Source organism: Streptomyces sp. BI87 (genome assembly GCF_025957665.1).
Classification (GTDB): Bacteria; Actinomycetota; Actinomycetes; order Streptomycetales; family Streptomycetaceae; genus Streptomyces; species Streptomyces albidoflavus.
This window is the reverse complement of the sequence record NZ_CP110079.1, coordinates 218,744-242,113: the sequence shown is the minus strand read 5'-3', so window position 1 is coordinate 242,113 and position 23,370 is coordinate 218,744. Positions and strand designations below refer to the sequence as shown.

The 23,370-nt window shown below is 76.7% G+C and carries 6 protein-coding genes; 1 reads left to right on the top strand and 5 read right to left on the bottom strand.

The features are described 5' to 3' along the window. Positions 1-74 precede the first annotated feature (74 nt). Together pfkB and OIM89_RS00985 are read right to left on the bottom strand one after the other, a co-directional pair. Positions 75-1,022 carry a 1-phosphofructokinase gene (gene pfkB / locus OIM89_RS00990; RefSeq protein ID WP_030696066.1) on the bottom strand — a complete coding sequence of 316 codons (948 nt, stop codon included), beginning with the start codon at positions 1,020-1,022 and terminating at the stop codon, positions 75-77. Then, on the bottom strand, positions 1,019-1,780 hold the full coding sequence (locus OIM89_RS00985; protein ID WP_047466796.1) for a DeoR/GlpR family DNA-binding transcription regulator: 762 nt from the start codon (positions 1,778-1,780) through the stop codon (positions 1,019-1,021). The genes pfkB and OIM89_RS00985 overlap by 4 nt, the downstream gene beginning before the upstream one ends. A gap of 902 nt (positions 1,781-2,682) precedes the next feature. Here OIM89_RS00985 and OIM89_RS00980 point away from each other — a divergent pair. Next, positions 2,683-2,925 carry a DUF6411 family protein gene (locus OIM89_RS00980; protein WP_047466797.1) on the top strand — a complete coding sequence of 81 codons (243 nt, stop codon included), beginning with the start codon at positions 2,683-2,685 and terminating at the stop codon, positions 2,923-2,925. A 51-nt stretch (positions 2,926-2,976) separates the two neighbouring features. Here the strand turns inward: OIM89_RS00980 and OIM89_RS00975 are convergent, their stop codons facing one another. The 3 genes from OIM89_RS00975 to OIM89_RS00965 all read right to left on the bottom strand — a co-directional run bounded on the left by OIM89_RS00975 (position 2,977) and on the right by OIM89_RS00965 (position 23,370). Beyond that, a complete protein-coding gene (locus OIM89_RS00975; RefSeq protein ID WP_264490881.1) occupies positions 2,977-13,749 on the bottom strand; it encodes a non-ribosomal peptide synthetase in 10,773 nt (3,590 codons plus the stop codon). Beyond that, positions 13,742-21,505 carry a non-ribosomal peptide synthetase gene (locus OIM89_RS00970; protein ID WP_264490880.1) on the bottom strand — a complete coding sequence of 2,588 codons (7,764 nt, stop codon included), beginning with the start codon at positions 21,503-21,505 and terminating at the stop codon, positions 13,742-13,744. The genes OIM89_RS00975 and OIM89_RS00970 overlap by 8 nt, the downstream gene beginning before the upstream one ends. A gap of 62 nt (positions 21,506-21,567) precedes the next feature. Then, on the bottom strand, positions 21,568-23,370 hold the full coding sequence (locus tag OIM89_RS00965) for a non-ribosomal peptide synthetase (RefSeq protein ID WP_226964798.1): 1,803 nt from the start codon (positions 23,368-23,370) through the stop codon (positions 21,568-21,570).

Sequence of the window (23,370 nt, the reverse complement as noted above, 5' to 3'; positions counted from 1 at the left end):
CGGGGACGGGGACGGCGGGGCGGCCGGCCGGCGGGACGCGCGGACGCTAGCGCCGGAGCGGGAGTGGCGGGCGGTCATCGGACCGGCTCCGCGAGAGGGCGGTCGGTGGGGACGGCGTCGGTGACGGTCACCGCGTCGGGGACGAGGTCGGCCGGGGTCGGCATCACGCTGCCCGGCAGCTGCACCGCCGCCGTGCCGTGCGCGACCGCCGCCGCCAGCGCGGCCGGTCCGCGGCCGCCCGCCGCGAGGAACCCGGCGAGCGAGGCGTCCCCCGCGCCGACGTTGCTGCGGACCGCGACCGGCCCGGCGTGGCCGAACCAGGTGCCGGTGGCGTCGACGAGGAGCTGGCCGTCGGCTCCGAGGCTGGCCAGGACCGCCCGGGCCCCGCGCTCCCGCAGCTCCCCGGCGGCCTTGACGGCCTCGCCGACGGTGGCGATCGGGCGGCCCACCGCCTCGGCCAGCTCCTCGGCGTTGGGCTTGACCACGTCGGGTTCCTCGGCGAGCGTCGCGCCGAGCGCGCTCCCCGAGGTGTCGAGGGCGACACGGAGCCCGGCCCGGTGGGCGCGGGCGACCAGCTGGGCGTACCACTCGGGTCCCAGGCCGCGCGGCAGGCTGCCGCAGCAGGCGATCCAGTCGGCTCCGGCGGCCCGCGCGCGCACCGCCTCCAGCAGTGCCTCGGCCTCGGCCGCGCTCAGCTCGGGCCCGGCGGCGTTGACCTTGGTCAGGGTGGAGTCGGGCTCGACCAGGGTGATGTTGACCCGGGTGGAACCGGCGACGGGCACGCCCGCCGCCTCGATGCCGTGCTCGCCGAGCAGCCGGGCCAGCAGCGCCCCTTCGGGTCCGCCGAGCGGCACGACGGCGACGGTGCGGTGCCCGGCGGCGGCCACCGCCCGCGAGACGTTGACGCCCTTGCCGCCGGGGTCGACCCGGTCGCGGGTGGCCCGCAGGACCGCGCCCCGGTCCAGCGAGGGGAGTTCGTAGGCCCGGTCCAGGCTCGGGTTGGGGGTGAGGGTGACGATCACGCGCGGACCACCTCCGGGCCCTGTGCCTCGACGGCCCGGGCGTCCTCGTCGGTGAGGCCGCTGTCGGTGATGAGCAGGTCGACGTCGGACAGGTCCGCGAAGCGGGCGAAGTGCTGCTGGCCGAACTTGGCCGAGTCGGCGAGGAGCACGACGCGCCGCGCGGCCCGGACGGCCGACTGCTTCACCGCGGCCTCGGCGAGGTCGGGCGTGGTCAGGCCGCCGTCGAGGGCGAAGCCGTTGGTGGCGAGGAAGACCACGTCGGCCTTGATCTCGCCGAGCGCCCGCAGTGCCCAGGCGTCGACGGCCGCCCGCGTCCGGTGCCGCACCCGCCCGCCGACCAGGTGCAGGGCGATGCCCGGGTGGTCGGCGAGGCGGGCGGCGATCGGCAGGGCGTGGGTCACCACGGTCAGCGTCGACTCCACCGGGAAGACGGCGGCGAGGCGGGCGGAGGTGGTGCCCGCGTCGAGGATGACGCTGCCGTCGGCGGGCAGCTCGGCGAGGGCGGCCCGGGCGATGAGGTCCTTCTCGTCGGCGGCGAGGGTGTCCCGCTCGGCGAGGTCCGGCTCGAACCCGAGGTGGCCCGCCGGGATGGCGCCGCCGTGCACGCGGCGCACCAGCCCGGCCCGGTCCAGCGCCTTGAGGTCCCGCCGTACGGTCTCGGCGGTCACCTGGAACTCGTCGGCGAGGGAGAGCACGTCCACCCGGCCGCTCTCATGAGCCAGCCGCAGGATCTCCTGCTGACGCTCCGCTGCGAACATGTGGGTTTACATCCGTTTCGATGACCGACCTTGTGGTTTTCCCGGATGTTACGCGCGCTGGTCGAGGAAGTAAACACATTCGGGCGTGGGGCTGGGCGGGGCCCGCGCCGGGGAGGGAAGACTCGCGCTGACCAGGCTCGTCCTCCCCGGAAGGCGAGCAGCCGCCCATGACCGACCGGCAGGGACTTCGGGGCGGTGCGAACGTGGTGCACCGCAGCGGGGACGTCGCCGCCGCCTGGTGGCTCCCCGCACGGGAGCCCGCCGGGTCATCTGTCACGGCGACGCCGCCCCGCAACTGTGTCGTGCGGGAGGGCGAGGCCGTCGGGCTCATCGACTTCGACGCGGCACTCCTGGGCCCACGCGTCTCGGGCGTCGCCTGCGCCGTCCACCGGTTCGCGCCCCTGCAAGGGCCGGACAACCCCGAGAGCTTCGGCAAGCCGCAGGAGCAGCCCGCCGCGCCGCCACCTTCTGCCGGGCGTACGGCCCGGGCGTCGGCGCCGAGGTCGTCGACGCCTTCCCCGAACGGCTGCGGGTCCTGCTCGCCTTCCTGCGCGACCGGGCCGCCCACGGCGCCGAGGCGTTCCGGCGACACCTGGCGGAAGGCCACGCCGAGGCGTACGAGGCCGACATCCGCCCTGTACCGGCCCACCGCGCCACCCTGCGGAGTGCCTGCGAGGGGTGACTGCCGCCACGGATGGAGCCGTCCGTGCCGCAGGGCCCCGGCGCGGCGCGGCGCGTCACGCCTGGCCGGGCCCGGCCGGCTCGGGTGAGGTCGTCGTGGCGGCGGCTTCCGCCGCTCCCGCCACCCGCTGCCGAGGCGGGCCCGCGTCCGAGGTGCCGGTGGTTGGGGTCACCGGCGCGGGGAACACGGCGAGGGCGTCCCCACAAGTGAGGAGCTCGTCATGATGGTCGTCGGTATCGTCGCCGTCTGTGTGGTCCTGGCCGTACTGGCCTTTCTCGTCCCCCGTCTCTCCCGCCATCCCGAGCGCGGTACCCAGCGGACCCTGGGAGCGGGCTCGCGGGTGGGCGGCAAGGCGCCCGGCGTTCTCGGCCGGATCTTCAGCAAGCCGTTCCGCAGCAGTTCCAAGGCGGTCGGCCGCAGCGGCTCGGCGGGGCGCCGCACCCGTGGCCGGATGCCGTTCTGACGAGGCACCGCTCCGGCGGCCACGCGCCGCCTCCCTCCCTGGCCCAGGAACTCACCGGCCTCCGTCCGTCGGCAGAGGACCGACCGTCCGGCACGTCGGTGCCGGATCGGGCCCGGGGTACGGCATGTTCGCCGCTTCCGGGGCGCCGGCCAGTTCGTGGAGCTTCGCGCGGAGGGTGTCGGCGAGGCGCTGGGCGGTTGACGGTGTGCAGTGGGCGAGGGAGTGGATGAGTTCGCCGGTGAGGCCGGCGGGGGCGCCCTCGGGGGTGCGGTGGTCGCGGAGCTGGAGGAGCAGATCCTGGTCGGTGTGGGTGGGGGCCAGGACGCGGGGGGTCACGCGCAGGCCGCCCGGCCAGTCGGTGTCCCCGGGGTGTGGGGGCTCGGTGCGCAGGTAGGAGCAGGCCACGGTGAACAGGCCCCGGCCCCGGTCGGCGCGGTCGCGGTCCAGGTGCTCCAGCACGCGTTCGTAGGGGTGGTCCTGGTGGGCGTGGGCGGCGAGAAGGCTGCGGCGTACCCGCGCGGTCAGTTCCACGCCGGTGGGCGCGCCGTGGGTACGTACGCGCAGCACCACGGGGTTGGTGACGCATCCGACGAGGCCGTCCGTGGCCGCGTCGTCCCGGCCGCTCAGGGCCACCACCACCGGTACGTCCTCGCCGGCGCCGAGCTCGCTCAGGGCCGCGGCGAAGGCGGCGTGCACCATCATGTACGGGCTGCACGCGTAACGGGTGGCGGCCTCCTCCAGGAGGCGGTGCTCCCGTGGCTCCCAGGTCAGGGGCACGTGGCCCGCCCTGCCGTCGTCCTCTCCCGTCGGCGGTTCGCCGGGCAGGGCCAACCGCGCGGGCACGCCCTCCAGTTCGGCCGCCCAGTGGCGGGCGTCGCGTGCGGCGGGACTGGCGGGGTCCCCTTCGTCGCCCCGACGCCGGGCCAGCCGGAGGGCGTGGTCGGCGTACTGCGGTGCGGGGGCCTGCCACCGGGGGGCCTCGCCCTCCAGCCGGGCCGCGTAGGCGTGCCGCAGGTCGCCGCGGAGGACGCCCAGGGAGTGCCCGTCGACGGCGACATGGTGCACCACGAGCAGCAGCAGGTGGCGTTCGGGTCCGGTGCTCAGCAGCCGGGCCCGCAGCGGCGTCCCGGTCAGCAGGTCGAAGCCGCGGGCGAGTTCGGCCTCGACGGCGGCGCGCTCCTCACCGGGGGCCAGCTCCAGGAAGCGCAGGTCGAGTGGGGCTTCGGCCGGGGACAGGATGTGCTGCTCCGGGCCGTCGGGGCCGTACGGCAGAACGGTGCGCAGGATCTCGTGCCGGGCCACGAGGTCGCCTAGGGAGTGTTCCCAGACGGTCCGGTGCAGGGGGCCTGACAGGTCGAGGGCGAGGGTGGTGAGGTAGGTGGGGCGGTGTTCCCCCAGGTAGTTGGCGGTCCACAGCCGCAGCTGGGCCGGGGAGAGCGGCAGTCGGTCCGGTCGTGCCGGAGCGGGCGCGTCGTCGGCGGGCTGCGGGGTCGTGCCCTCGCTCAGCCGCCGGTCCAGCGCCGCCGGGGTGGGCGCCTCGAAGAGGTCGCGGACGGAGACGGGCAGGCCGAGGGCGTCGCGGACACGGCCGGCCAGCCGGACGGCGCTGAGCGAGTTGCCGCCCAGGGCGAAGAAGTCGTCGTCGGCGCCGGCCGAGGGCAGGCCGAGGGAGGCGGCGAAGGCGGCGGCCAGCACTTCGGCGCGGGGCGTGGAGGCCTCGGTGGCCGGTGCGCGTTCCGGGGCGGGCAGGGCGTTCCGGTCGATCTTTCCGGTGGGGCCGAGCGGTGGCTCGGTGACGGGGACCACGGCGGCGGGTACGAGGTGGCGGGGCAGCCGGGCGGCGAGGCGGGTACGGAGGGCGGCGGTGTCCGGGGCGGCTTCGGCGCCCAGGACGTAGGCGACGAGGGAGCGGCCGGAGGCTCCCTCGCCGCGGACGACGACCCAGGCGGCCCTGACCCCGGGTTCGTCGCACAGCGCGGCCTCGATCTCGCCGGGCTCGATCCGGATGCCGTTGATCTTGACCTGCCGGTCGGCGCGGCCGAGGAAGTGCAGGCGGCCCTCCCGGTCCCAGCGGGCCAGGTCTCCGGTGCGGTAGGTGCGGGCACCGGGCGGGCCGTACGGGTCGGCGAGGAAGCGCTCGCAGGTGGCGGCGGGGGAGCCGTGGTATCCCTCGGCCAGTCCGTCACCGGACAGGTGGATCTCGCCCGGCACTCCCGGGGGGACCGGGCGCAGGGCCGCGTCGAGGAGGGTGACGCGGCACCCCGGCACCGGGGTGCCGAGCGGCAGCGGCGCGGGGACCGGGCGGCCGGGCGGCAGGACGTGGCCGAGGGAGAAGGTGGTGTTCTCGACCGGGCCGTAGAGGTGGACGACCTTCAGTTCCGGGTGCCGGACGCGGACCCGCTCCACGGACCGGGGTGAGACCACGTCACCTCCGGTGGCCAGAACGCGCAGTCCCGCGAGGGCGCCGGGGTCCTGTGCGGCGAGGACGTCCAGCAGCCCGGAGGTGAGGAAGGCCGCGGTCACGCCGCCGTCCTCCACGGCACTGCGCAGGGCCGCCCCGTCCAGCTCACCGGGGGGCGCCACCCGGACCCGCCGGCCGGTGAGCAGTGGCGCCCACAGTTCGTAGACCACCGCGTCCCAGGCGTGCGGGGAGTGCAGGAGGACGCAGCGGTGGTCCTCGTCGCGCCAGCGCGGGTCGAGGGCGCGGCTGAGCACGGAGCGGTGGGTCAGCCGGACGCCCTTGGGCTCACCGGTGGAGCCGGAGGTGAACACCACGCAGGCGGCGAGGTCCGCCGGGACGTGCCGCCCCGGCGGAACGTCGGGGCAGGCCGCGAGGGTCTCCTCGTCCGGCAGCCGGTCCAGCAGGAGGGCGGCGCCGGTCCGTTCGCGCAGGGCGCGCCGCCGCTCGGGCGGCAGGCCGGAGTGGAGGGGGACGCAGAGGGCGCCCAGTTTGGCCAGGGCCAGGTAGCAGACGGCGACCTCGGGGGAGCGGTCCAGGGCCACGGCGACCGGGGTGCCGACCTGGACCCGGCCGGCCAGGTGGTGGGCGAGCCGGTTGGCCTGGGCCTCCAGTGCGCCGTAGGTGAGGGTGCGGGTGCCGTCGGAGAGGGCGGGGCGGTCCGGGTGGGCGGCTGCCCGGGCCTCGAAGACCTGGGCGAGGTGGCACGTGTCCGCCCGCACCGGTGAGGCGGGCCCGCGCCCGGCGGCGAGGACGGCCTTCCGCGCGGGGGCGGCGAGGAGCTGGAGCCGGGCCAGGGGGCGTCGGTCGTCCGCCAGCAGGGCGTGGAAGGCGGCGGTGCAGAGCGCGGCGAGGTCGGCGGGGGTGCCGTAGTGGCCGAGGGCGCCGGGCCTGCTGTAGAGACGGCACTCGATGCGGCCGGAGCGGGGCAGGACCACCAGGCTCAGGGGGTAGTGGGTTCCGTCGTGGATCCCGGTGCCGGTGACCTCCACGCCGTCCGGCAGCCGGGTGAAGGCCGCCTCGTCCAGGGGGTAGTTCTCGAACACCACCGAGGTGTCGAAGAGGCCGGTGGTGCCGGCCGCCTCCTCGACGGCGGTGAGCCCGAGGTGGTGGTGGTCGAGCAGTTCGGCGCGGCGCGCGTGGGTGTCCTCGGCGACCTCCCTGGCGGTCCGGGCCGGATCGAGGCGGACCCGGGCGGGGACCGTGTTCAGCAACAGGCCGGGGAGGCGTTCCACCCCCGGGATCTCGGGCGGACGCTGGGCGACGGTGACGCCGAAGACGACGTCCTGGCGGCCGGTGAGGTGGTTCAGCAGCAGCGCCCAGGCGGACTCCACCAGGGTGTTGAGGGTGACGCCCCAGTGGGCCGCGCGGTCGGTGAGTGCCCGCGCCAGTTCCCCGGACAGCTCGAAGTGGTGGCTGAGGGCGGTGGGGGCCGCGGGGGCGTGGCCGGCCACCCGCGTGGGTTCGGCGCCCGCCAGTTCGTGGCGCCACGCCCCGGCGGCGGCCTCCTGGTCACGGGCGGCGAGCCACCGCGCGTACTCCCCGAGGGCGGGGGTGGGTTCGCCGGTGGCGGCGGGGTCGAGCAGTTCGCGCAGGACGAGCGGCACGGACCAGCCGTCGAGCAACAGGTGGTGGTGGGTGAAGACGAGACGCCACCGTCGCTCGCCGGTACGCAGCAGGGCGAAGCGCAGCAGCGGCGGGCGGCCGGGATCGAAGGGGCGCCGTTCGGCCTGCTCCTCCTCGTCCGTCCGGGCGGCGAGCCGGTCCTCGGGCTCCGTGGTGAGGTCCGCGGTGCGCCAGGGCAGCGCGGGCTCGTCCGCCGGGACCAGGAGGAGCGGCCGGCCGGCGTCGGGCGGGAAGCAGCCGGTGAGATGAGGGTGGCGGCGCAGCAGCGCGCGCAGGGCGGTGCGCAGGCGGTGGGGCTCCACGTCGCCGGAGAGGTCGAGGCTCAGCTGCACCAGGTAGGGGTCCTCGCCGGAGCCGGCCGGCGCGGACCCGGTGCCGGCGCCGTACAGCGCGTGGAAGAGCAGGCCCTCCTGGAGCGGTGCGGCGGGCAGCAGGTCGGCCAGGGGTCCGTACCGTTCCTCCCACGTCTCGATGTGGCTCTGGTCCACCCGTACGAGCGGGAAGTCGGAGGGGGTGGACCGGACCGGGCCGGTGCCGGGGTGGTGGTGGACGAGTTCGGCGAGGGCGGTGTGCCACAGGGCGGCCAGTTCCTCGGCCTGGCTCTCGGTCAGCACGCCGGAGGCCCAGGTCCATTCGGCGCGCAGCCGGGAGCCGGCGGGGCCGCGTTCGGCGAAGACGTCGAGGGTCAGGGGATGGGCGAGGGGCTGGCGGGGGCCGGCCTCGCCGCGCAGCGAACCGGGCAGCGGGTGCCAGGGGGCGGGGTCCTCGGTGTCGAAGCGGCCGAGGTAGTTGAAGGCCAGCGGGGCGCGGGCGTCGGGCAGCCGGCCCTCCTGGCGCAGCAGCCCGTGCGTGAGGCCGTCGTGGGGCACCTCGCGCAGCCGCTCCTTGACATGGGTGACCGCGCGGGCCGACACCTCGGCCGGGGAGCCGGTGGCGGGCGGCGGGTCCAGCAGCACGGGGTGGAGGGTGGTGAACCAGCCGACCGTGCGGGAGAGGTCGAGGTCGGCGAGGCCCGCCAGGCCGGGGCGACGGCCGTGCCCCTCCAGGTCGACGCGGACCGGGGCGCCCTGCGGGTTACCGCTCCAGCGGCGCAGCGCGAGCGACAGGGCGGCGAGCAGGATCTCGGGGACGCGGGCGCGGAAGGCGGCCGGGACGGCCGTCAGCAGCGGCTCGATCCAGGTCTCGTCCCAGGTGGAGCTGAGCCGTCCGGCGCGGTCCACGGTGTCGCTCGCCGGGTCGAGCGGGCGGCTGCCGAGGCCGGCGTGGGGAGCGGCGAGGCGGGTGCGCCACCAGGTCTCGTCGGCGCGGACCGCCTCCGACCGGGCGGCCGTGCGCAGGGCTCGGGTCCAGGCGCGCAGCGGGGTCGGTACCGGCGGGAGGGCGGCGTGCTCGCCGCGCAGGGCGTGGCGGTGGGCCAGCTCCAGGTCGGGCAGGAGCACCCGCCAGGAGACTCCGTCGACGGCGAGGTGATGGATCACCAGCAGCAGCCGGTCCTCCCGGCCGTGGAAGAGCACGGCGCGCACCACGTCGCCGCGGTCCGGGTCGAGGTGGCGGCGTGCCGCGCGCCGCTCCTGCTCGATCAGTTCGTCGCACGCGGCCGGGTCGTCCGCGCCCTCGCGGGCGAGGTCGACGTGGCGCAGGAGTTCACCGGCCGGGACGGTGCCGGGCGGCCGCACCTCCAGCTCCCAGCGGCCGCCCTGGACGGCGGTGCGGCGCAGGCGCAGGGCGTCGTGGTGGTCGACGAGCCGCTGGAGGGCTGTGCGGACGGTCGCCCCGGTCGCGGTGGCGGGCAGCGGGACCACCACGGACTGGGCGAAGCCCCCGGCGTCGCCGCCGAGCGAGGCCAGCCACTCGACGACGGGAGTGGGCTCCAGCGGGCCCGGCTCCTGGGAGGGCCGGGCGGGGACGGCGGCGGCACGGACACGCCCCTGGACGGTCCGGGCCAGGGCGCGGGGGCTCTGGTGGGCGAAGACGTCCTTGGGGCCGACCGGCACACCGGCGGCCTGGGCGCGGGCGGCGAGCTGCACGGCGAGGATGCTGTCGCCGCCGAGCCGGAAGAAGTCGGCGTCGGCGTCGACGGAGTCCCGGCCGAGCAGGGTGGCGGTCAGGGAGCGCAGGAGTTCCTCGGTGGCCGCCTCACCGGCCCGTTCCTCCTCGACGGGCGTGGGCGCGGGAGGTACGGCGGCGGGAGGCGCGGGGTCGGCAGGTCCGGCGCCGGGGCGTGGGCAGGGGAGGCCGGTGAACGGCGCCTCCGGCCGGTCGAGGGCGGCTTCCAGGAAGTGGCGTACGGCGTCGAGCAGGGCCTCGGCGGTGCGGCGTTCGAAGCGGTCGGTGGCGTACTCCAGGCAGCCGTGGAGCGTGCCGTCGGCCTCCTCGGCGACGTCCCACAGGAGGGGGTACTTGGCGACCGAGCGGTGCTGGGGCAGCTCGGTGGCGCGCAGGCCGGCGAGGCGCAGGGCGGGCCGGGCGCCGGAGCGGTGGTTGAGCATGACCTGGAAGAGCGGGTGGCGGCCCGGTTCGCGGGGCGGCCCCACGGCCTCCACGATCCGGTCGAAAGGGGCGCCGGTGTGGGCGAAGGCGGTCAGGTCGGCCGCGCGGGCCCGGTCCACGACGGTGGCGAACCCGGGGGCGCCGGTCAGGTCCAGCCGGAGCGGGAGGGCCTGGGCGAAGTAGCCGGCCAGGGGTTCCAGCGCGGGGTCCTCGCGCCCGGCGGTGACCGTGCCGACGACCACGTCCGGGCCCGCGCCCCACCGGCTGAGGGCGCAGGCGAGGGCGGCGTGCAGCGCCATGAAGGTGGTGGCACCGCGAGCGGCGGCCAGCTCCTTGAGACGGGCACCGAGCCGGGGCCCCCAGTCGAAGTCGACGGCGTCGCCCGGGTGTTCGGCGCCGGGCCGGCCGGGCCGGTCGGTGGGGAGCGGGGTTTCGGCGGGCGCCTCGCGCAGGGCCTCTCGCCAGTGGGCGAGTTCGCGGGACAGGGGGCTGCCCGGATCGTCGGGAGTGCCGAGCCGGGCCTGCTGCCAGAGAGTGAAGTCGGCGTACTGGAGGGGCAGGGGTGGCCAGCCGGGGGCCTCGCCGCGCCGCCGGCTCTCGTAGGCGGTGGCCAGGTCCCGGGTGAGGGGGCCGACGGACTGCTGGTCGGCGGCGATGTGGTGGAGGACGACGAGCAGGGTGTGCTCGTACGGGGAGCGGCGCAGGAGGGTGACGCGCCAGGGCGGGGCGGCGGCCAGGTCGAAGGGCCGCCGCAGGGCGGCCTCGTAGGCGTCGTCGTGCGCGTCCTCCTCCCCGGCCTGCGGGACTACGGTCAGCGGGTCCGGAGCCTCGGCGGCGGGGAGGACGTGCTGCCGGGGCCCGTCGCCGTCGTGCGGGAAGGTGGTGCGCAGGATCTCGTGGCGCTGTTGCACGTCGCGTGCGGCGGCACGCAGCGCCCCGGTGTCCAGCGGGCCTTCCAGCCGGACCGCCAGCGGGACGTGGTAGGCGTGACCGGTCTCCTCCATACGGTGCAGGAACCACAGGCCGCGCTGGGCGTGGGAGACGGGGACGAGGCCCGGGCGGGGTACGGGGCCGGGCCGCGCGTCGGCCGTGCCCCCCGTCTCTCCCAGGCGGACCGCCAGCCCGGCCACCGTCGGCCAGGTGAAGACGTCCCGGACACCGAGGTCGCGGGAGAGCGCGGCGCGGACCCGGCCCGCCAGCCGTCCGGCGAGCAGCGAGTCTCCGCCGAGCATGAAGAAACTCCGGTCCACGCCGACCTGGTCCGGCTCGCGGCCCAGCACCTCGGCGAAGAGGTCGCGCAGCGCGGTCTCGGCGGGGTTCCGGGGAGCGCGGCCCTCGCCGGACACCTGGCGGCCGGCGGTCCGCAGGGCGCGCCGGTCCAGCTTGCCGTTGGGGGTGAGCGGGAGGGCCTCCAGGGTGGTCCAGACCGAGGGCAGCAGATGGGCGGGGAGCACGGCGGCGGCCCGTTCGGGGGTGAGCGCCGCGCTGTCGGGGTCGGCCACCAGATGGGCGACCAGACGCCGGTCTCCCGGCCCGTACTCGGTCAGCAGGACGGCCGCGTCGCGGACGCCCGGCAGCGCGACGAGAGCGGCCTCGACCTCCGCGGGCTCCACCCGGTGGCCGCGCACCTTGACCTGCCGGTCGGCGCGCCCCAGGTACTCCAGGGCGCCGCCGGGCAGCCGCCGGGCCAGGTCGCCGCTGCGGTACGCGCGGCTTCCCGGCGGCCCGTCGGGGTCCGGGACGAACCGTCCGGCGGTGAGGGCGGGCCGGTGCCAGTAGCCGTCGGCCACGCCGGGGCCGGAGACGTACATCTCGCCCGGCACGCCGTCGGGGACGGGGCGCAGGGCGGCGTCGAGGAGGCGTATCCGCAGGTCGGGCAGGGGGCTGCCGATGACGCCTCCGGCCGGGCCGGCGGGGGCGGCGGCCGGGTCGACCAGGTGGTGGGTGACGTGCACGGTGGTCTCGGTGATCCCGTACATGTTCACCAGACGGGGGGCCGGTCCGGGGTGGCGGGCCAGCCAGGTCGCGAGCCGCCAGGGTTCGAGCGGCTCACCCCCGAAGACCACGTACCGCAGGGCGAGCCGGTCGCCGACGGCGGGGTGCTCCGCGTCGGCCTCCGCGAGCTGGCCGAAGGCCGAGGGCGTCTGGTTCAGGACGGTGACGCGTTGCTCGGCCAGCAGTTCGAGGAAGTCGTGGGGCGAGCGCGCCACGTCCTCGGGGACGATCACCAGGCGGCCGGCGTGCAGCAGGGCCCCCCACAGCTCCCACACCGAGAAGTCGAAGGCGTAGGAGTGGAAGAGGGTCCACACGTCGTCGGGCCCGAAGGTGAAGTGGCGGGCGGCGGCGGACAGGAGCCGGGTGACGTTGTGGTGGGTGACCACGACGCCCTTGGGCGTGCCGGTGGAGCCCGAGGTGTGGATCAGGTAGGCGGGAGAGCCGGGCGCCGGGGGGCGCGGCGTCACCCCGGGAGGACCATCGGCGTCGGGACCGGTGAGCGTGCCCTGACGTGGGTCGAGGGTCAGCAGGGGCGCTTCGTCCCCGCCGGACAGGGAGGCCACGGCGGCGCCGGGGTGGACGAGGGTGAGGACGGGCGCGGCGTCGGCGAGGGTGGCGCGCAGCCGTTCGGCCGGGTGGGCGGGGTCCAGCGGTACGTAGGCGGCGCCCGCCTTGAGGACGGCGAGGAGGGCGACGACCAGGCCGGCGGAGCGGGGCAGGGAGACCGCGACCCGGTCGCCGGGGCCCACTCCGCGTGCGGCGAGGTGGCGGGCCAGTTCCTCGGCCTGGGCGTCGAGCCGGGCGTAGGTCAGCCGGTCGCGCCCCGCCACCACGGCGACGGCGTCCGGGCGGGCGGCGGCCACGGCGGCGAACAGGCCGGTGAGCGTGGCCGGTTCGGCCTCGGCCTCGGGCCCGGCCGGGACGGGCGGCCGTGCGGGACGAGCAGCGCCGACCCGCCCCTGGGGAGTGGCGGGATCGGCGTCGGCGAGGGCCAGGGTGAGGTCGACGAGGCGGTCGAGCTGGGCACGGGCGGCCGGGGGAGTGCAGAGCGCCGCGGGGACGCCGAGGTCGATCCGGACCTGGGCGGCGCCATTGTCGTGGACGCCGAGGGCCAGGTGGTCGCCGCGTCCCGGAGTGACCTGGTGGACGACGGCCGGGGTGCCGGCGAAGGACAGGCCGCGTTCCGTGGTCATCGCGTTGAAGACCGGGCCCACCAGAGGCCGGCCGTCGCGGACCGCGCCCTGGTCGCGCAGCATGTCCTCGAAGCGGTAACGCTGGTGGCGCAGGACACCGAGGGTGCCGGACCAGGCGGTGGCGACCAGCTCCGCGAGGGGCGCGGCGGGGTCCACCGCCACGTGCAGCGGCACGACGTTGGCGGCGGTGCCCAGCGCCTGGCGGGCCGCCCGGCCGGTGCGCCCGGGGACGCTCAGGCCGAGGACGGTCTGCCGCTCCCCGGTGTCGGCGTGCACGGCGAGGGCGGTGGCGGCGGCGAACAGGGCGGGCCAGCGCACCTCGTGGCGGGCGGCCGCGGTGGTCAGCCGGTGCCAGCGGTCGGCGGGCAGCCACCGGATGTGGCTGACGTGGCCGGTGGCGCCCGGCGGTGCCCCTCCGGTGGCCAGTTGCGGCGCCTCGTCCCGGCCGGCCAGCCGCGCGGCCCACCAGGCGGCGTCCTGGCCGAAGCCCGCCGAACTCCGGTAGGCGGTGTCGCGCTCCAGGTGGGCGTCGAGGGTGTCGAAGAGCGTGGGTCCGGCGTGCGCCTGCCCGTCGGTGCCGGCCGCCCACGCGGTGTAGGTGGCGGCCACCCGCCGGATGAGGTTCGCGGCGGCCGTGCCGTCGCAGATGAGGTGGTGCATCCGGATGGCCCACAGGTACGCGTCGTCGGCGACACGCAGCAGGTGGTGGTCGTAGAGCGGCGCCCGCGACAGGTCGTACGGGCGCAGGCTGTTCTCCTCGATCAGCCGGAGCGCCTCCTCGTGCGGGTGCTCGGCCGCGCGCAGGTCGAGCAGGCGGACCTCCCAGTCGTCGAGGGGCTCCAGGAACTGCACCGGGCCGTCGTCCCGTTCGGCGAAGCGCACCCGGAGGGTCTCGCTGCCCGCCACGACGGCACGGACCGCGCGGGCGAACAGCATCTCGTCGACGGGGCCGTGGAGGTGGACGTACTGGGAGCCCACGTAGCGCAGGCCGGTGGGGTCCAAGACGCCGCTGTACCAGATGCCCGACTGCGCGGCGGTCAGCGGCCGGCTCCGGTCAGCCATGGTCGCCCTCCTTCTCCCCGGGGCCGCCCGGCTCCAGGACGCGGGCGATGCGGGCCAGCGAGGCGGGGCAGGCCAGGTCGCCGTGGGTGTGTTCGCTAGTGTGGACGTCGACGCGCCCGTTGACGTACGGGTGCCATCCGGCGGGGTCCGGCGAGAGGGCGCCCGGTCCTTCGTCGGGCCGGGCCCGTACGAGGAGGACGTCGCCCGTGTACCGGCCGGGCCGGTGGGTCCGCGCCAGCCGCAGGTTGTTGTCGTACGCCCCGCCCATGGCGATCAGGTGGCGCTCGGAGATGTCGGAGAGCAGGCTGTCGCCGTCCCGGACGATGCCGAGGAACCGCGCGTCGTCCAGCTCCTCGTCGCCCACGCCGGGCGGGCGCACCTCGGCGAAGTCCAGCAGCGCGCCGTACATCTGCCGGGCCCCGGCGCCCTCGGGGGCCCGGGGCAGTTCGTCCAGGTCGGCGAGGACGTGGGAGTCGAGCAGGACCAGGCGCTCCACCCGCTCCCCGGCACCCTGGAGCAGGCAGGCCATGGCGTGCGCGACCAGGCCGCCGAAGGACCAGCCGAGGAGCTGGTACGGGCCGTGCGGCCGCCGGGCGCGGATCTCGGCCACGTAGTCGGCGGCCATCTCCTCCACGGAACGGTGGAGCCGCCCCGGGCCGTTCAGCCCCCGGTCCTGGAGGGCGTACACGGGCCGGTCCGGGTCGAGGTGGTGGGTGAGCGCCGAGTACATCCAGCCGACGCCGCCCGCCGGGTGGACGCAGAACAGCGGGGTCAGCCCGCCGTTCTCACGCAGCGGCAGCAGGGTGTCGAAGGCCGGGTGCGCGTCCTCGCCCCCGATCAGGGCGGCCACCCGGGGCCCGGCGGGCGTGGGGGCGTCGCCACCGGTCCCGGCGAGGCGGCCGACCGGGGTGTCCGGGTCGGCCAGGAGGGCGCGCAGGACGGTGAGGACGCCGTCGAGCAGGTCACGGGCCTGCTCGGGGGTGGCCGCGCCGGTGCGGTGGAGGAGGTTGACGTCGGTGCCGCCGTCACGGGGCAGCACCATCAGGGAGAGCGGGTGGTGGCCGGCCGACTCCGTGGTGCCGCCCTCCACGCGCAGCCCCGGCAGGTTCCGGGCCGCCCCGGGATCGGCCGCCGGGAAGTTCTCGAACACCACGGCCGTGTCGAACAGCGCGCCGAGACCGAGCCGTTCGGTCAGAGCGGCCAGGTCCACGTGGCCGTGCGGCATCATGCGGGCCTGTTCGCCCTGGACGCGGCGGAGCAGGGCGGCGAGCGTCTCCTCGGGCCGCAGCCGCACCCGGACCGGGAAGGTGTTGATGAGGAAGCCGACGATCGACTCGACCCCCGGCACCTGCGGGGAGCGGCCGGAGGTGATCGCCCCGAACACCACGTCGTGGCGGCCGGTGCGCTCGGCGAGGACCAGGGCCCAGCAGCACTGCAGGACGGTGTTGGCGGTGACCCCGAGAGCGGCGGCGCCGGCCGTGAGGCGGCCGGTCTCCTCCGGACCGAGACGTTCGGTGGTCCGGCCGGGCCAGTCGTCGGCCACCGGGGCCCCGTCGGCCAGCAGGGTGGGCTCGGCGCCGGCGAGATGCTCGTCCCAGGCGGACAGGGCCTGTTCGCGGTCGAGGCCGCCGAGCCAGGCCACGTGGTCGCCGAAGGGGGTGGCGTCCGGCAGCAGGTCGCCCCGGTAGAGCGCCAGCAGCTCCGGGAGCAGCAGCTGGTTGGACCAGCCGTCGAGGAGCAGATGGTGGCCGATGATCCGGAGCTGGAACCGGTCGGGGGCCTGCCGCACCAGGGTGAAGCGGAGCAGCGGGGGGTCCTCGGGGTCTAGGCGGGTGGCGCGCTCCTCGGCGGTCAGCTCCGCGAGGCGCGCGTCACGGGCCTCGGGGGTCAGGGCCCGCAGGTCGAGCTCGGCCAGGGGCAGGGGGCGGTCGCACAGCACCTGGACCGGGGGCCCGGCGGGCCGCCGGACGAACGCGGCGCAGAGGTTGGGGTGGCGGCGGCCCAGTTCGCCCACGGCACGGCGTAGCGCGGGCACGTCCAGTTCCCCGGAGAGACCGAGTTCCAGCCGCATGACGGAGCCCGCGCCGGGCCCGCCGGAGAGCAGCCCGGCCTGGAGCGGGGTGAGCGGCAGCACGCCCCGGTGGCCGGGGTACGCCGTGTCGAGAGCGCCGCCCGCCCCGGTGACGGGGGCGGGAGCGGGGGAGCGGGGTGCGGACGGGCCGCCGAGGCGTGTGGCGAGTCCGGCGGGGGTGGGGTGGACGAAGACGTCCTCCGTCGACAGGGCGAGGCCCCGGCGGCGGGCCGCGCGGACCAGCCGGATGGAGCGGATGCTGTCGCCGCCGAGTGCGAAGAAGCTGTCGTCGGGGCCGGCCGAGGGCCGGTTCAGCACCTCGGCGAAGACCTCGCACAGCACGGCGACGGGGTCGGTGGCCGCGACGGTCGGCGGGTCCGACGGCCGCTTCCCCGCCGTCGCGCGCCGGCGCAGCTCCTGCCGGTCGGTCTTGCCGTGGGCGGTGACGGGCAGCACCTCCACCACCTCGAAGCTCGCGGGGACCAGTGGCGCCGGGAGTGCGCGCGCCAGCGACTCCCGGGCGGCCCCGGTGTCCGGCCGTGCCCCGGGCCCGGGCTGGAGGAAGGCGGCGAGGACGTGGTCCCCGACGCCCTGGCCCTCGTCCGCGGGCACGGCCACGACGGCGGCCGCGGCCACCCCGGGCACGGCCCGCAACAGGGCTTCCAGTTCGCCGGGTTCCACCCGGTGCCCGCGGACCTTCACCTGGTCGTCGGCCCGGCCCCGGTAGGTGAGTACGCCGTCGTGGTCCTGGGAGACCAGGTCCCCGGTCCGGTACATGCGGCTGCCGTCGGCCGTGAAGGGGTCGGGCACGAAGCGGTCGGCGGTCTGTCCGGGCCGGCCGGCGTACCCGCGGGCCAGCCCCTCGCCCGCGACGTACAGCTCTCCCACCGTGCCCGGCGGGACCGGACGCAGGTCGGGGTCGAGGACGTGGCAGCGGGTGCCGTCGACGGGGACGCCGATCGGCGGGTCGCCCTCGGCGCCGGGATCGCAGCGCCAGGCGGTCGCGTAGACGGTGCACTCGGTGGGGCCGTAGGCGTTCCAGACGGTGGCGCCGGGGTCGCGGCGGTGGATGTCGCGCACCAGCTCGCCGGGGACCCGTTCGCCGCACAGCACGTACTGGCCGGCGCGCTCGTCGACCCACTCGGCCTGCCGCACCCGGCGGTAGACGGAGGGGATGGCGACCAGCAGGGAGCCGGACCAGTCCTGTCGCTCGGTCAGCGCGAGCAGGTTGCGGACCAGGTCGACGCTGCCGCCGGCGGCCAGTGTGGCGAGCAGTTCCAGCACCGAGATGTCGAAGCCGGCCGAGGCGGCGCCGAGCGTCCGGGAGAAGGCGTCCGGTCCCAGCGCCCGCCGGGACCAGGCGACGAAGCCGAGCACGTTGCGGTGGGTGACCACGACGCCCTTCGGCCGCCCGGTGGTGCCGGAGGTGTAGCAGACGTACGCGGCGTTGCCGCCGCCCGCCGGACGGTGGGGCGGGGCCTGTCCGTCGCCCGCGGCGGGCGCGGGGGCGTCCACCAGGACGGCGTCGGGCGCTCCGGCGGGCAGCCGCCCCGCCAGGGCCACGGTGGTCACCACGTGCCCCGGGCGGCAGTCGGTGAGCAGGAAACGGGCCCGCTCCGGCGGCAGTCCGGGATCGGCGGCGACGTAACAGGCGCCGGACTTGAGTACGCCGAGCATCGCGACGGCCAGTTCGACGCTCCGGTCGGTCCAGAGCGCCACGACGGACTCGGCTCCGACGCCGCGGGCCCGCAGTTCGCCGGCGAGCAGTTCGGCGCGCCGGTCCAGCTCCCGGTAGGTCAGCCGGTCCTCGCCCGCGCGGATCGCGACCGCGTCCGGGGTGGCCCGCACCCACGACTCGATCGCCTCGTGCACGGTGGCCGCCGCGCCGGACGGCGCCCCCGCGGGGACGGGCCCGGCCGTGGGCGCCGACTCGCTCGCGGGCGGCCCGGCCGGCGCGAGCAGTGCGGTCAGCGGGGTGTCGCGGCTGCCCTCGACGACGGCGCGCAGCACGGCGAGGTAGTCCTCGGTCAGCGCGGCGGCGGTCCGCCCGGTGAACAGCTCGGTGCTGTACTCCAGGCAGGCCGTCATCGCGTCGTCGCCCTCGCGGTCCTGGGTGACCAGGGTGAGGTCGAACTTGGCGGTCCCCGGCGGCAGTCCGCTGAACAGGTTCTCCTGGGTGCGGCCGGTGTCGAAGAAGTCGGTGCGGGCCTCGCCCACGTGCTGTACGCGCGGCAGCTCCTGGTGCACGAAGAACACGTCGAAGAGCGGTGTCCTGCTCAGGTCACGCTGCTCCACCAGCGCGTTGACCACCCGGTCGAAGGGCACCTCCTGGTGCTCCAGCGCCTCCGCGACGACGCCGCGCACCTGCTTCAGGAGGTGCCCGAAGGAGGCGGCGGCGCCGAGGTCGGCGCGGAGCGCGACGGTGCTGTTGAAGAAGCCGATGAGGTCACGGAGTTCGGGGCGGGTGCGGCCGGTGGTGGGGCTGCCCACGACCAGGTCGCGCTGCCCGCTGTGCCGGGCGAGCAGCAGGTAGAGGCAGGTGAGCAGCACCGTGAAGAGGGTGGCGGACTCCTCCGCGGCGATCCGGCGCAGCCGGCCGATCAGCTCGGCCGGGACGGTGAAGGGGTGCAGCTGTCCGCTGTGGTCCTTGCGCGCGGGGCGGGGGTGGTCGGTGGGCATCCGCAGCGGCTCGACACCCTTCAGCCGCCCCTTCCAGTACTCCAGTTCGCCGTCGAGGGCGGCCGTTCGCACGAGCTGCCGCTGCCAGTGCGCCCAGTCGCGGTACCGGACCGGCAGCGGGTCGAGCCGGTGCGGGCGGCCCTCCCGCCGGGCCGCGTACAGCTCGGGCAGTTCCCGTTCGAAGATGCGGGGCGAGCCGCCGTCGTTGACGGCGTGGTGCATGGTCACGTGGACGACGTGCTCCTGCGGCCCGGTGCGGATGACCTCCAGCCGCACCAGCGGGTCGCGGGCCACGTCGAAGCGGTGCAAGGCGGCGAGGCGGACCCGTTCGCGGGCGGCGGCGACCGGGTCGGAGGCGCCGCTGACATCGGTGAAGTGGAAGAACTCCGCGCCCAGTTCGGGGCGGATGCGCAGGCCGGGCACGCCGTCCTCGTCGACGAGGTTGGAACGCAGCACCTCGTGCCGCTCCGCCAGGTCCTCCCACATGCCCCGGACGGCGTCGATGTCCAGCTCCCCGCTGATCATGCTGACCATCGGCAGGTTGTAGAGGGTGGTGTCGGGGTCCAGCTGGTGGTGGAACCACATGCGTTCCTGCCCGAAGGACAGCACCTGGGCGTCGGTGGGCACCACCGGCGGGACGGCCGGCCTGCCGGCCGCGGAGAGCGAGTCGATGAACCGGGCGAGGTCGGCCACGCGCGGGTACTCGTAGGTGTCGATGAGCTTGAGCCGGTGGCCGAAGCGCTCGCCGACCCGCTGGACGAGCTGCAGGGCGACGATCGAGTTGCCGCCGAGGGCGAAGTAGTCGGCCTCGGGGGTGACGGGGGTCCCGGCGCCCAGGAGTTCCTCCAGAGCCGCGCAGAGCCACCCGGTGGTGTCCTCGGCAGGCGTTGGGCTGCCGGCCTCGACGGGGGAGGGGAGGGAGGCCGGGACGACCGCCCGGGGCCCGGGGGCCGCGGGCGCGGCGGGCGCGGCAGGCGGGGGAGTGGCGGGCGCCGCCCAGCAGCGGATGCCGAGGACGGGGTGGCCGGGGAGCCGCCGGCGCCGGGGCGGCCGGTCGGCTGCGGCCGGGGCGAGGGCTCGCCAGTCGAGGTCGACGCCGCGCCGGTAGAGGGCGGACAGGACGCCCTGCAGACCGTGGCGGGGGTCCGGGGTGATCAGCTCGACGGCGCCCTTCTCCCCCGAGGCGGGCTGCGCCAGGGCCCGGTCCGCCTCGGTCACGGGGCCGGTGGCCACGCAGAGCACCGTCCGGCGCCGGCTCCGCAACCTGGCCGGCGCACCGGTGTGCTCGTCGCGGCCGAGCACGGCGGCGGGCCGTACGCCGGCACGGCGCAGTCCGTCCGCCAGTTCGGTGGGCGCCATGCCGTCGGCGCCGGCCAGCAGCACGACGCGCGGGGCTCCGCCCGTGACGTCGCGGGGTTCCTCCTGGGCCAGCCAGGTGGCCTCGGCGGCCAGACGCACCGCCAGCTCCTCGGTGTCCCGGGCCCGTACGGCGACCCGGTGGGCGTAGTGGTCGCGTCCCTCGTTGAGGGTGAAGGCGACGTCGTCCAGCGGCAGGCGCCCGTCACGCAGGGCGGAGGAGAGCCGGACGCAGAGCAGGGCCAGCGCCTCCGGGGTGCGTGCCGAGACCCCCACGAGGCGCGGCGGCTCCTGTGACGCCGGGTCCGGCTGCTCTGTGGGGCCGTCCTCGGCGGGTGCGCGCTGGACGACGCAGTGGGCGTTGACGCCACCGAGGCTGAACGAGCTGACACCGGCGAGGCGGACGGGGTCGGCCCAGGGCCGGGCGGCGCGCGGGATCTCCACGCCGAGGCGGGCGGGGTCGGTGCCGCCGGTCGCGCTGCGGAAGTGGACGGCCGGGTACAGCTCGCCGTGCCGCACGCTGAGGAGGGCCCTGACCAGTCCCGCGACGCCCGCCGCGTGGTCCAGGTGCCCGATGTTGGCCTTGACCGAACCGATCGGCAGCGGGGTGGCCCGGGTACTGAACACCGAGGCCAGGCCCTCGAGTTCGACCGCGTCGCCGAGGGGGGTGCCGGAGCCGTGGCCCTCCAGGTATCCGGCGTCGCCGGGGTCCGCTCCGGCGCGTTCCCAGGCCGCGCGGATGGTCCGGCTCTGCGCGGAGGCGCTGGGCGAGCTGATGGTGGCGACGGCCCCGCCGTTGTGCAGCACCGCGCTCCCGCGCAGGACCGCGTGGACCGGGGCGCCGTCGGCGCGGGCCTGGGCGACGGTGGTGAGCAGCAGCACGGCGCCGCCCTCGCCGGGTACGGCGCCGTCGGCGTCCGTGTCGTAGGCGCGGCACCGCCCGCTGTGCGAGACCAGTTCGGGCATGGCCGCGGCCTCCTGGGCCGGCAGGCCGCCCGGGCGCAGGCTCACCCCGCCGGCCAGGGCGTACCGGGCATCGCCGGAGGTGAGTTCGCGGCAGGCGTGGTGGATCGCGGTCAGCGAGCTGTTGCAGCCGGTGTCCACGGCGTAGCAGGGGCCGGTCAGACCGAGGACGTGGGCGACGCGGGCCGGGGCGCCGAACGTCATGTTGCCGAGCGCGCTGAGCGTCCCGGGGTCGCTCGCGGCGGCCCGGTAGGAGGAGGGCGAGGTGGCGAGGACGACGGCGGTGCCCGCGTCGGCCAGGTGGCGGGTGGCGTAACCGGCGTCCTCCACGGCCTGGTGGGCGAGGAGCAGGGCGAGCCGCTGCTGGGGGTCCATCAGTCCGGCCTCGCGACGGGAGAGCCGGAACAGGCCGTGGTCGAAGGTGTGGATGTCCCGCAGGTGGCCCATGGGCAGGTGGGCCGCCGCAGGGTCGAGGCCGGTCGCCTCGGCGCGGCCCTCCGGGAGCGGGCCGACGCTGTCGCGCCCGGCCAGGAGGTTGGCGCGGAACTCCGCGAGGTCGTCGGCGTCGGGGAACCGCAGCGCCAGCCCCACCACGGCCACGGCGTCGTCGGGGATCTCCGCGCCGTCGGGTGCGGCGCCGTCCGTGCGTCCGGTCCGCCGCGCCGGCGCGTCCTCGTTGTCCCGCACTGTCTCCCCCGATGTTGGGCCCACCGGTGGTGGGGTTCGCCGTGATGCGGTGCCGGGCCGGCTCACCGCGATGCCGGGCGGGCGCCCGCCGCCCGCAGGGCCCGTGCCTGGTCCGCCACGCGGTCCAGGTCGAAGAGCTGGCCCACGCGGAGCGCGCCGGGCCAGCGCTGCTCCAGGCAGAGGTGCAGCTCGACCACGCTGCGGGAGTTGCCCCCGGCGTCGAAGAAGCTGTCCTCGGGCCCGAAGTCGTCGTGCCGCAGGACCTTGGCCCACAGCGCCGCGAGTTCCTGGCTCAGGGCGTCCGCGGCGGCGTCGTCGGCGCCGTCCGGCCGGCCGTCCTCCGCCGGGAGCAGACGCGACAGGGCGGCCTCGTCGGTCTTGCCGGAGGCGGCCAGCGGCATCGAGCCGAGGAGGACGAACTCCTCCGGCACGGAGCCGGCTTCCAGTTCCCGCCGGCAGTGGGCGAGGAGTTCGCGCGGGCCGGGCAGCGTCACCGCGTCCGGGGCGGCGGTCCAGAAGGCGACCAGCCGCAGGCCGCCCTCGCCCGGCACGCCCTGCACACTGGCCTGGCGGACGGCAGGGTGCCGCTCCAGGACGGCCTCGACCCCGTGCCGCTCGACCCGGATGCCGCGCACCTTGAGCTGGCCGTCGGACCGCCCGGCGAAGACGATCTCGCCGTCCTCCCGGACGCGGGCGAGGTCCCCGGTGCGGTACATGCGGGCGCCGGGCAGCGAGGAGAACGGGTCGGGGAGGAACCGGGCGGCTGTCGCCGCCGGCCTCCGGGCGTAGCCATGGGTGACCTGTGGTCCGCCGATGTACAGCTCGCCGAGGGCCCCGGGGGCGGTGGGCCGCAGCCGCTCGTCCAGCAGACGGGCGGTGACGGTGCCGCGGGGGCGCCCGACGGGCACCGTTCCCGAGGAGGCGTCGGGCAGGGTGTGGGCGAGCACCGCGACGGTGGTCTCGGTGGGCCCGTACTCGTTGCGGAGTCCGGTGCCGGGGAGCTGGGCGCGGTGCTGGGCGACCAGCGGCTCGGGCACCACCTCACCGGCGAGGACGACCTGGCTCAGGTGGGCCTCGGCGCCCGCCAAATGCGGCAGCATCAGCCGGTAGTAGGAGGGCGGGCAGACGGCGCGGGTGGCACGCCACCGCCGGAGCAGCTCCGCGCAGGCGCGGGCGTCGGGCAGGGCCGCGTGGTCCGGCAGCACGGCGGTGCCGCCGTCGCACAGGGCGGGGAAGGTGAGGAGGAGGGCGCCGTCCCAGGCGAAGCGACAGGCCGAGAAGACCGTGCCGAACGGCCCGTCGTCGCGGTCCGCGACCATGGCGGACAGGTTGTCGCGCCCGACGACGACCGCCTTGGGCTCACCGCTGGAGCCTGAGGTGGTGACGACGTACGCGGGGGCGCTGCCGGGCGCCGGGGTCCAGGTGGCGTCGTCCGGCGGTGCGGAGCGCCGGTGTTCGGCGAGGTCGAGCACCGGCAGCGGGTACGGGGCCTCGGCGGCCAGCCGCTCGACCGCCTGCCGGGCGTCCGGGTCGGCGGCACCGTCCCAGACCAGCGCGCCGCACTCCAGGTCCCGGGGGAGCGCGGCGAGCCGTTCGGCGGGGTGGCCGGGTTCGGTGACGCACCAGGCGGCCCCGGCGCGGAGCACGGCGATCATGCCGGTCAGGGTGTGGACGCTCTGGCGCAGGTGGAGCAGGACGGTCTGACCCGGCCGGACGCCGAGGGCACGCAGCCGGGCCGCCAGCGCGCCGCCGACGGTGTCCAGTTCTCCGTGGGTGAGGGCTTCGGCTCCGACCACCGCGGCGGTCCGCCCGGGGTGGCTTCGCAGGGCGGCGCGCAGGCGCTCGGCGACGTCGGGGGCGGTCAC

What these genes read in the sequence shown, in the direction of transcription:
- OIM89_RS00975 (WP_264490881.1), bottom strand. Translation starts at nt 13,749, where the DNA reads ATGGCTGACCGGAGCCGGCCGCTGACCGCCGCGCAGTCGGGCATCTGG.
- OIM89_RS00980 (WP_047466797.1), top strand. Translation starts at nt 2,683, where the DNA reads ATGATGGTCGTCGGTATCGTCGCCGTCTGTGTGGTCCTGGCCGTACTG.
- OIM89_RS00985 (WP_047466796.1), bottom strand. Translation starts at nt 1,780, where the DNA reads ATGTTCGCAGCGGAGCGTCAGCAGGAGATCCTGCGGCTGGCTCATGAG.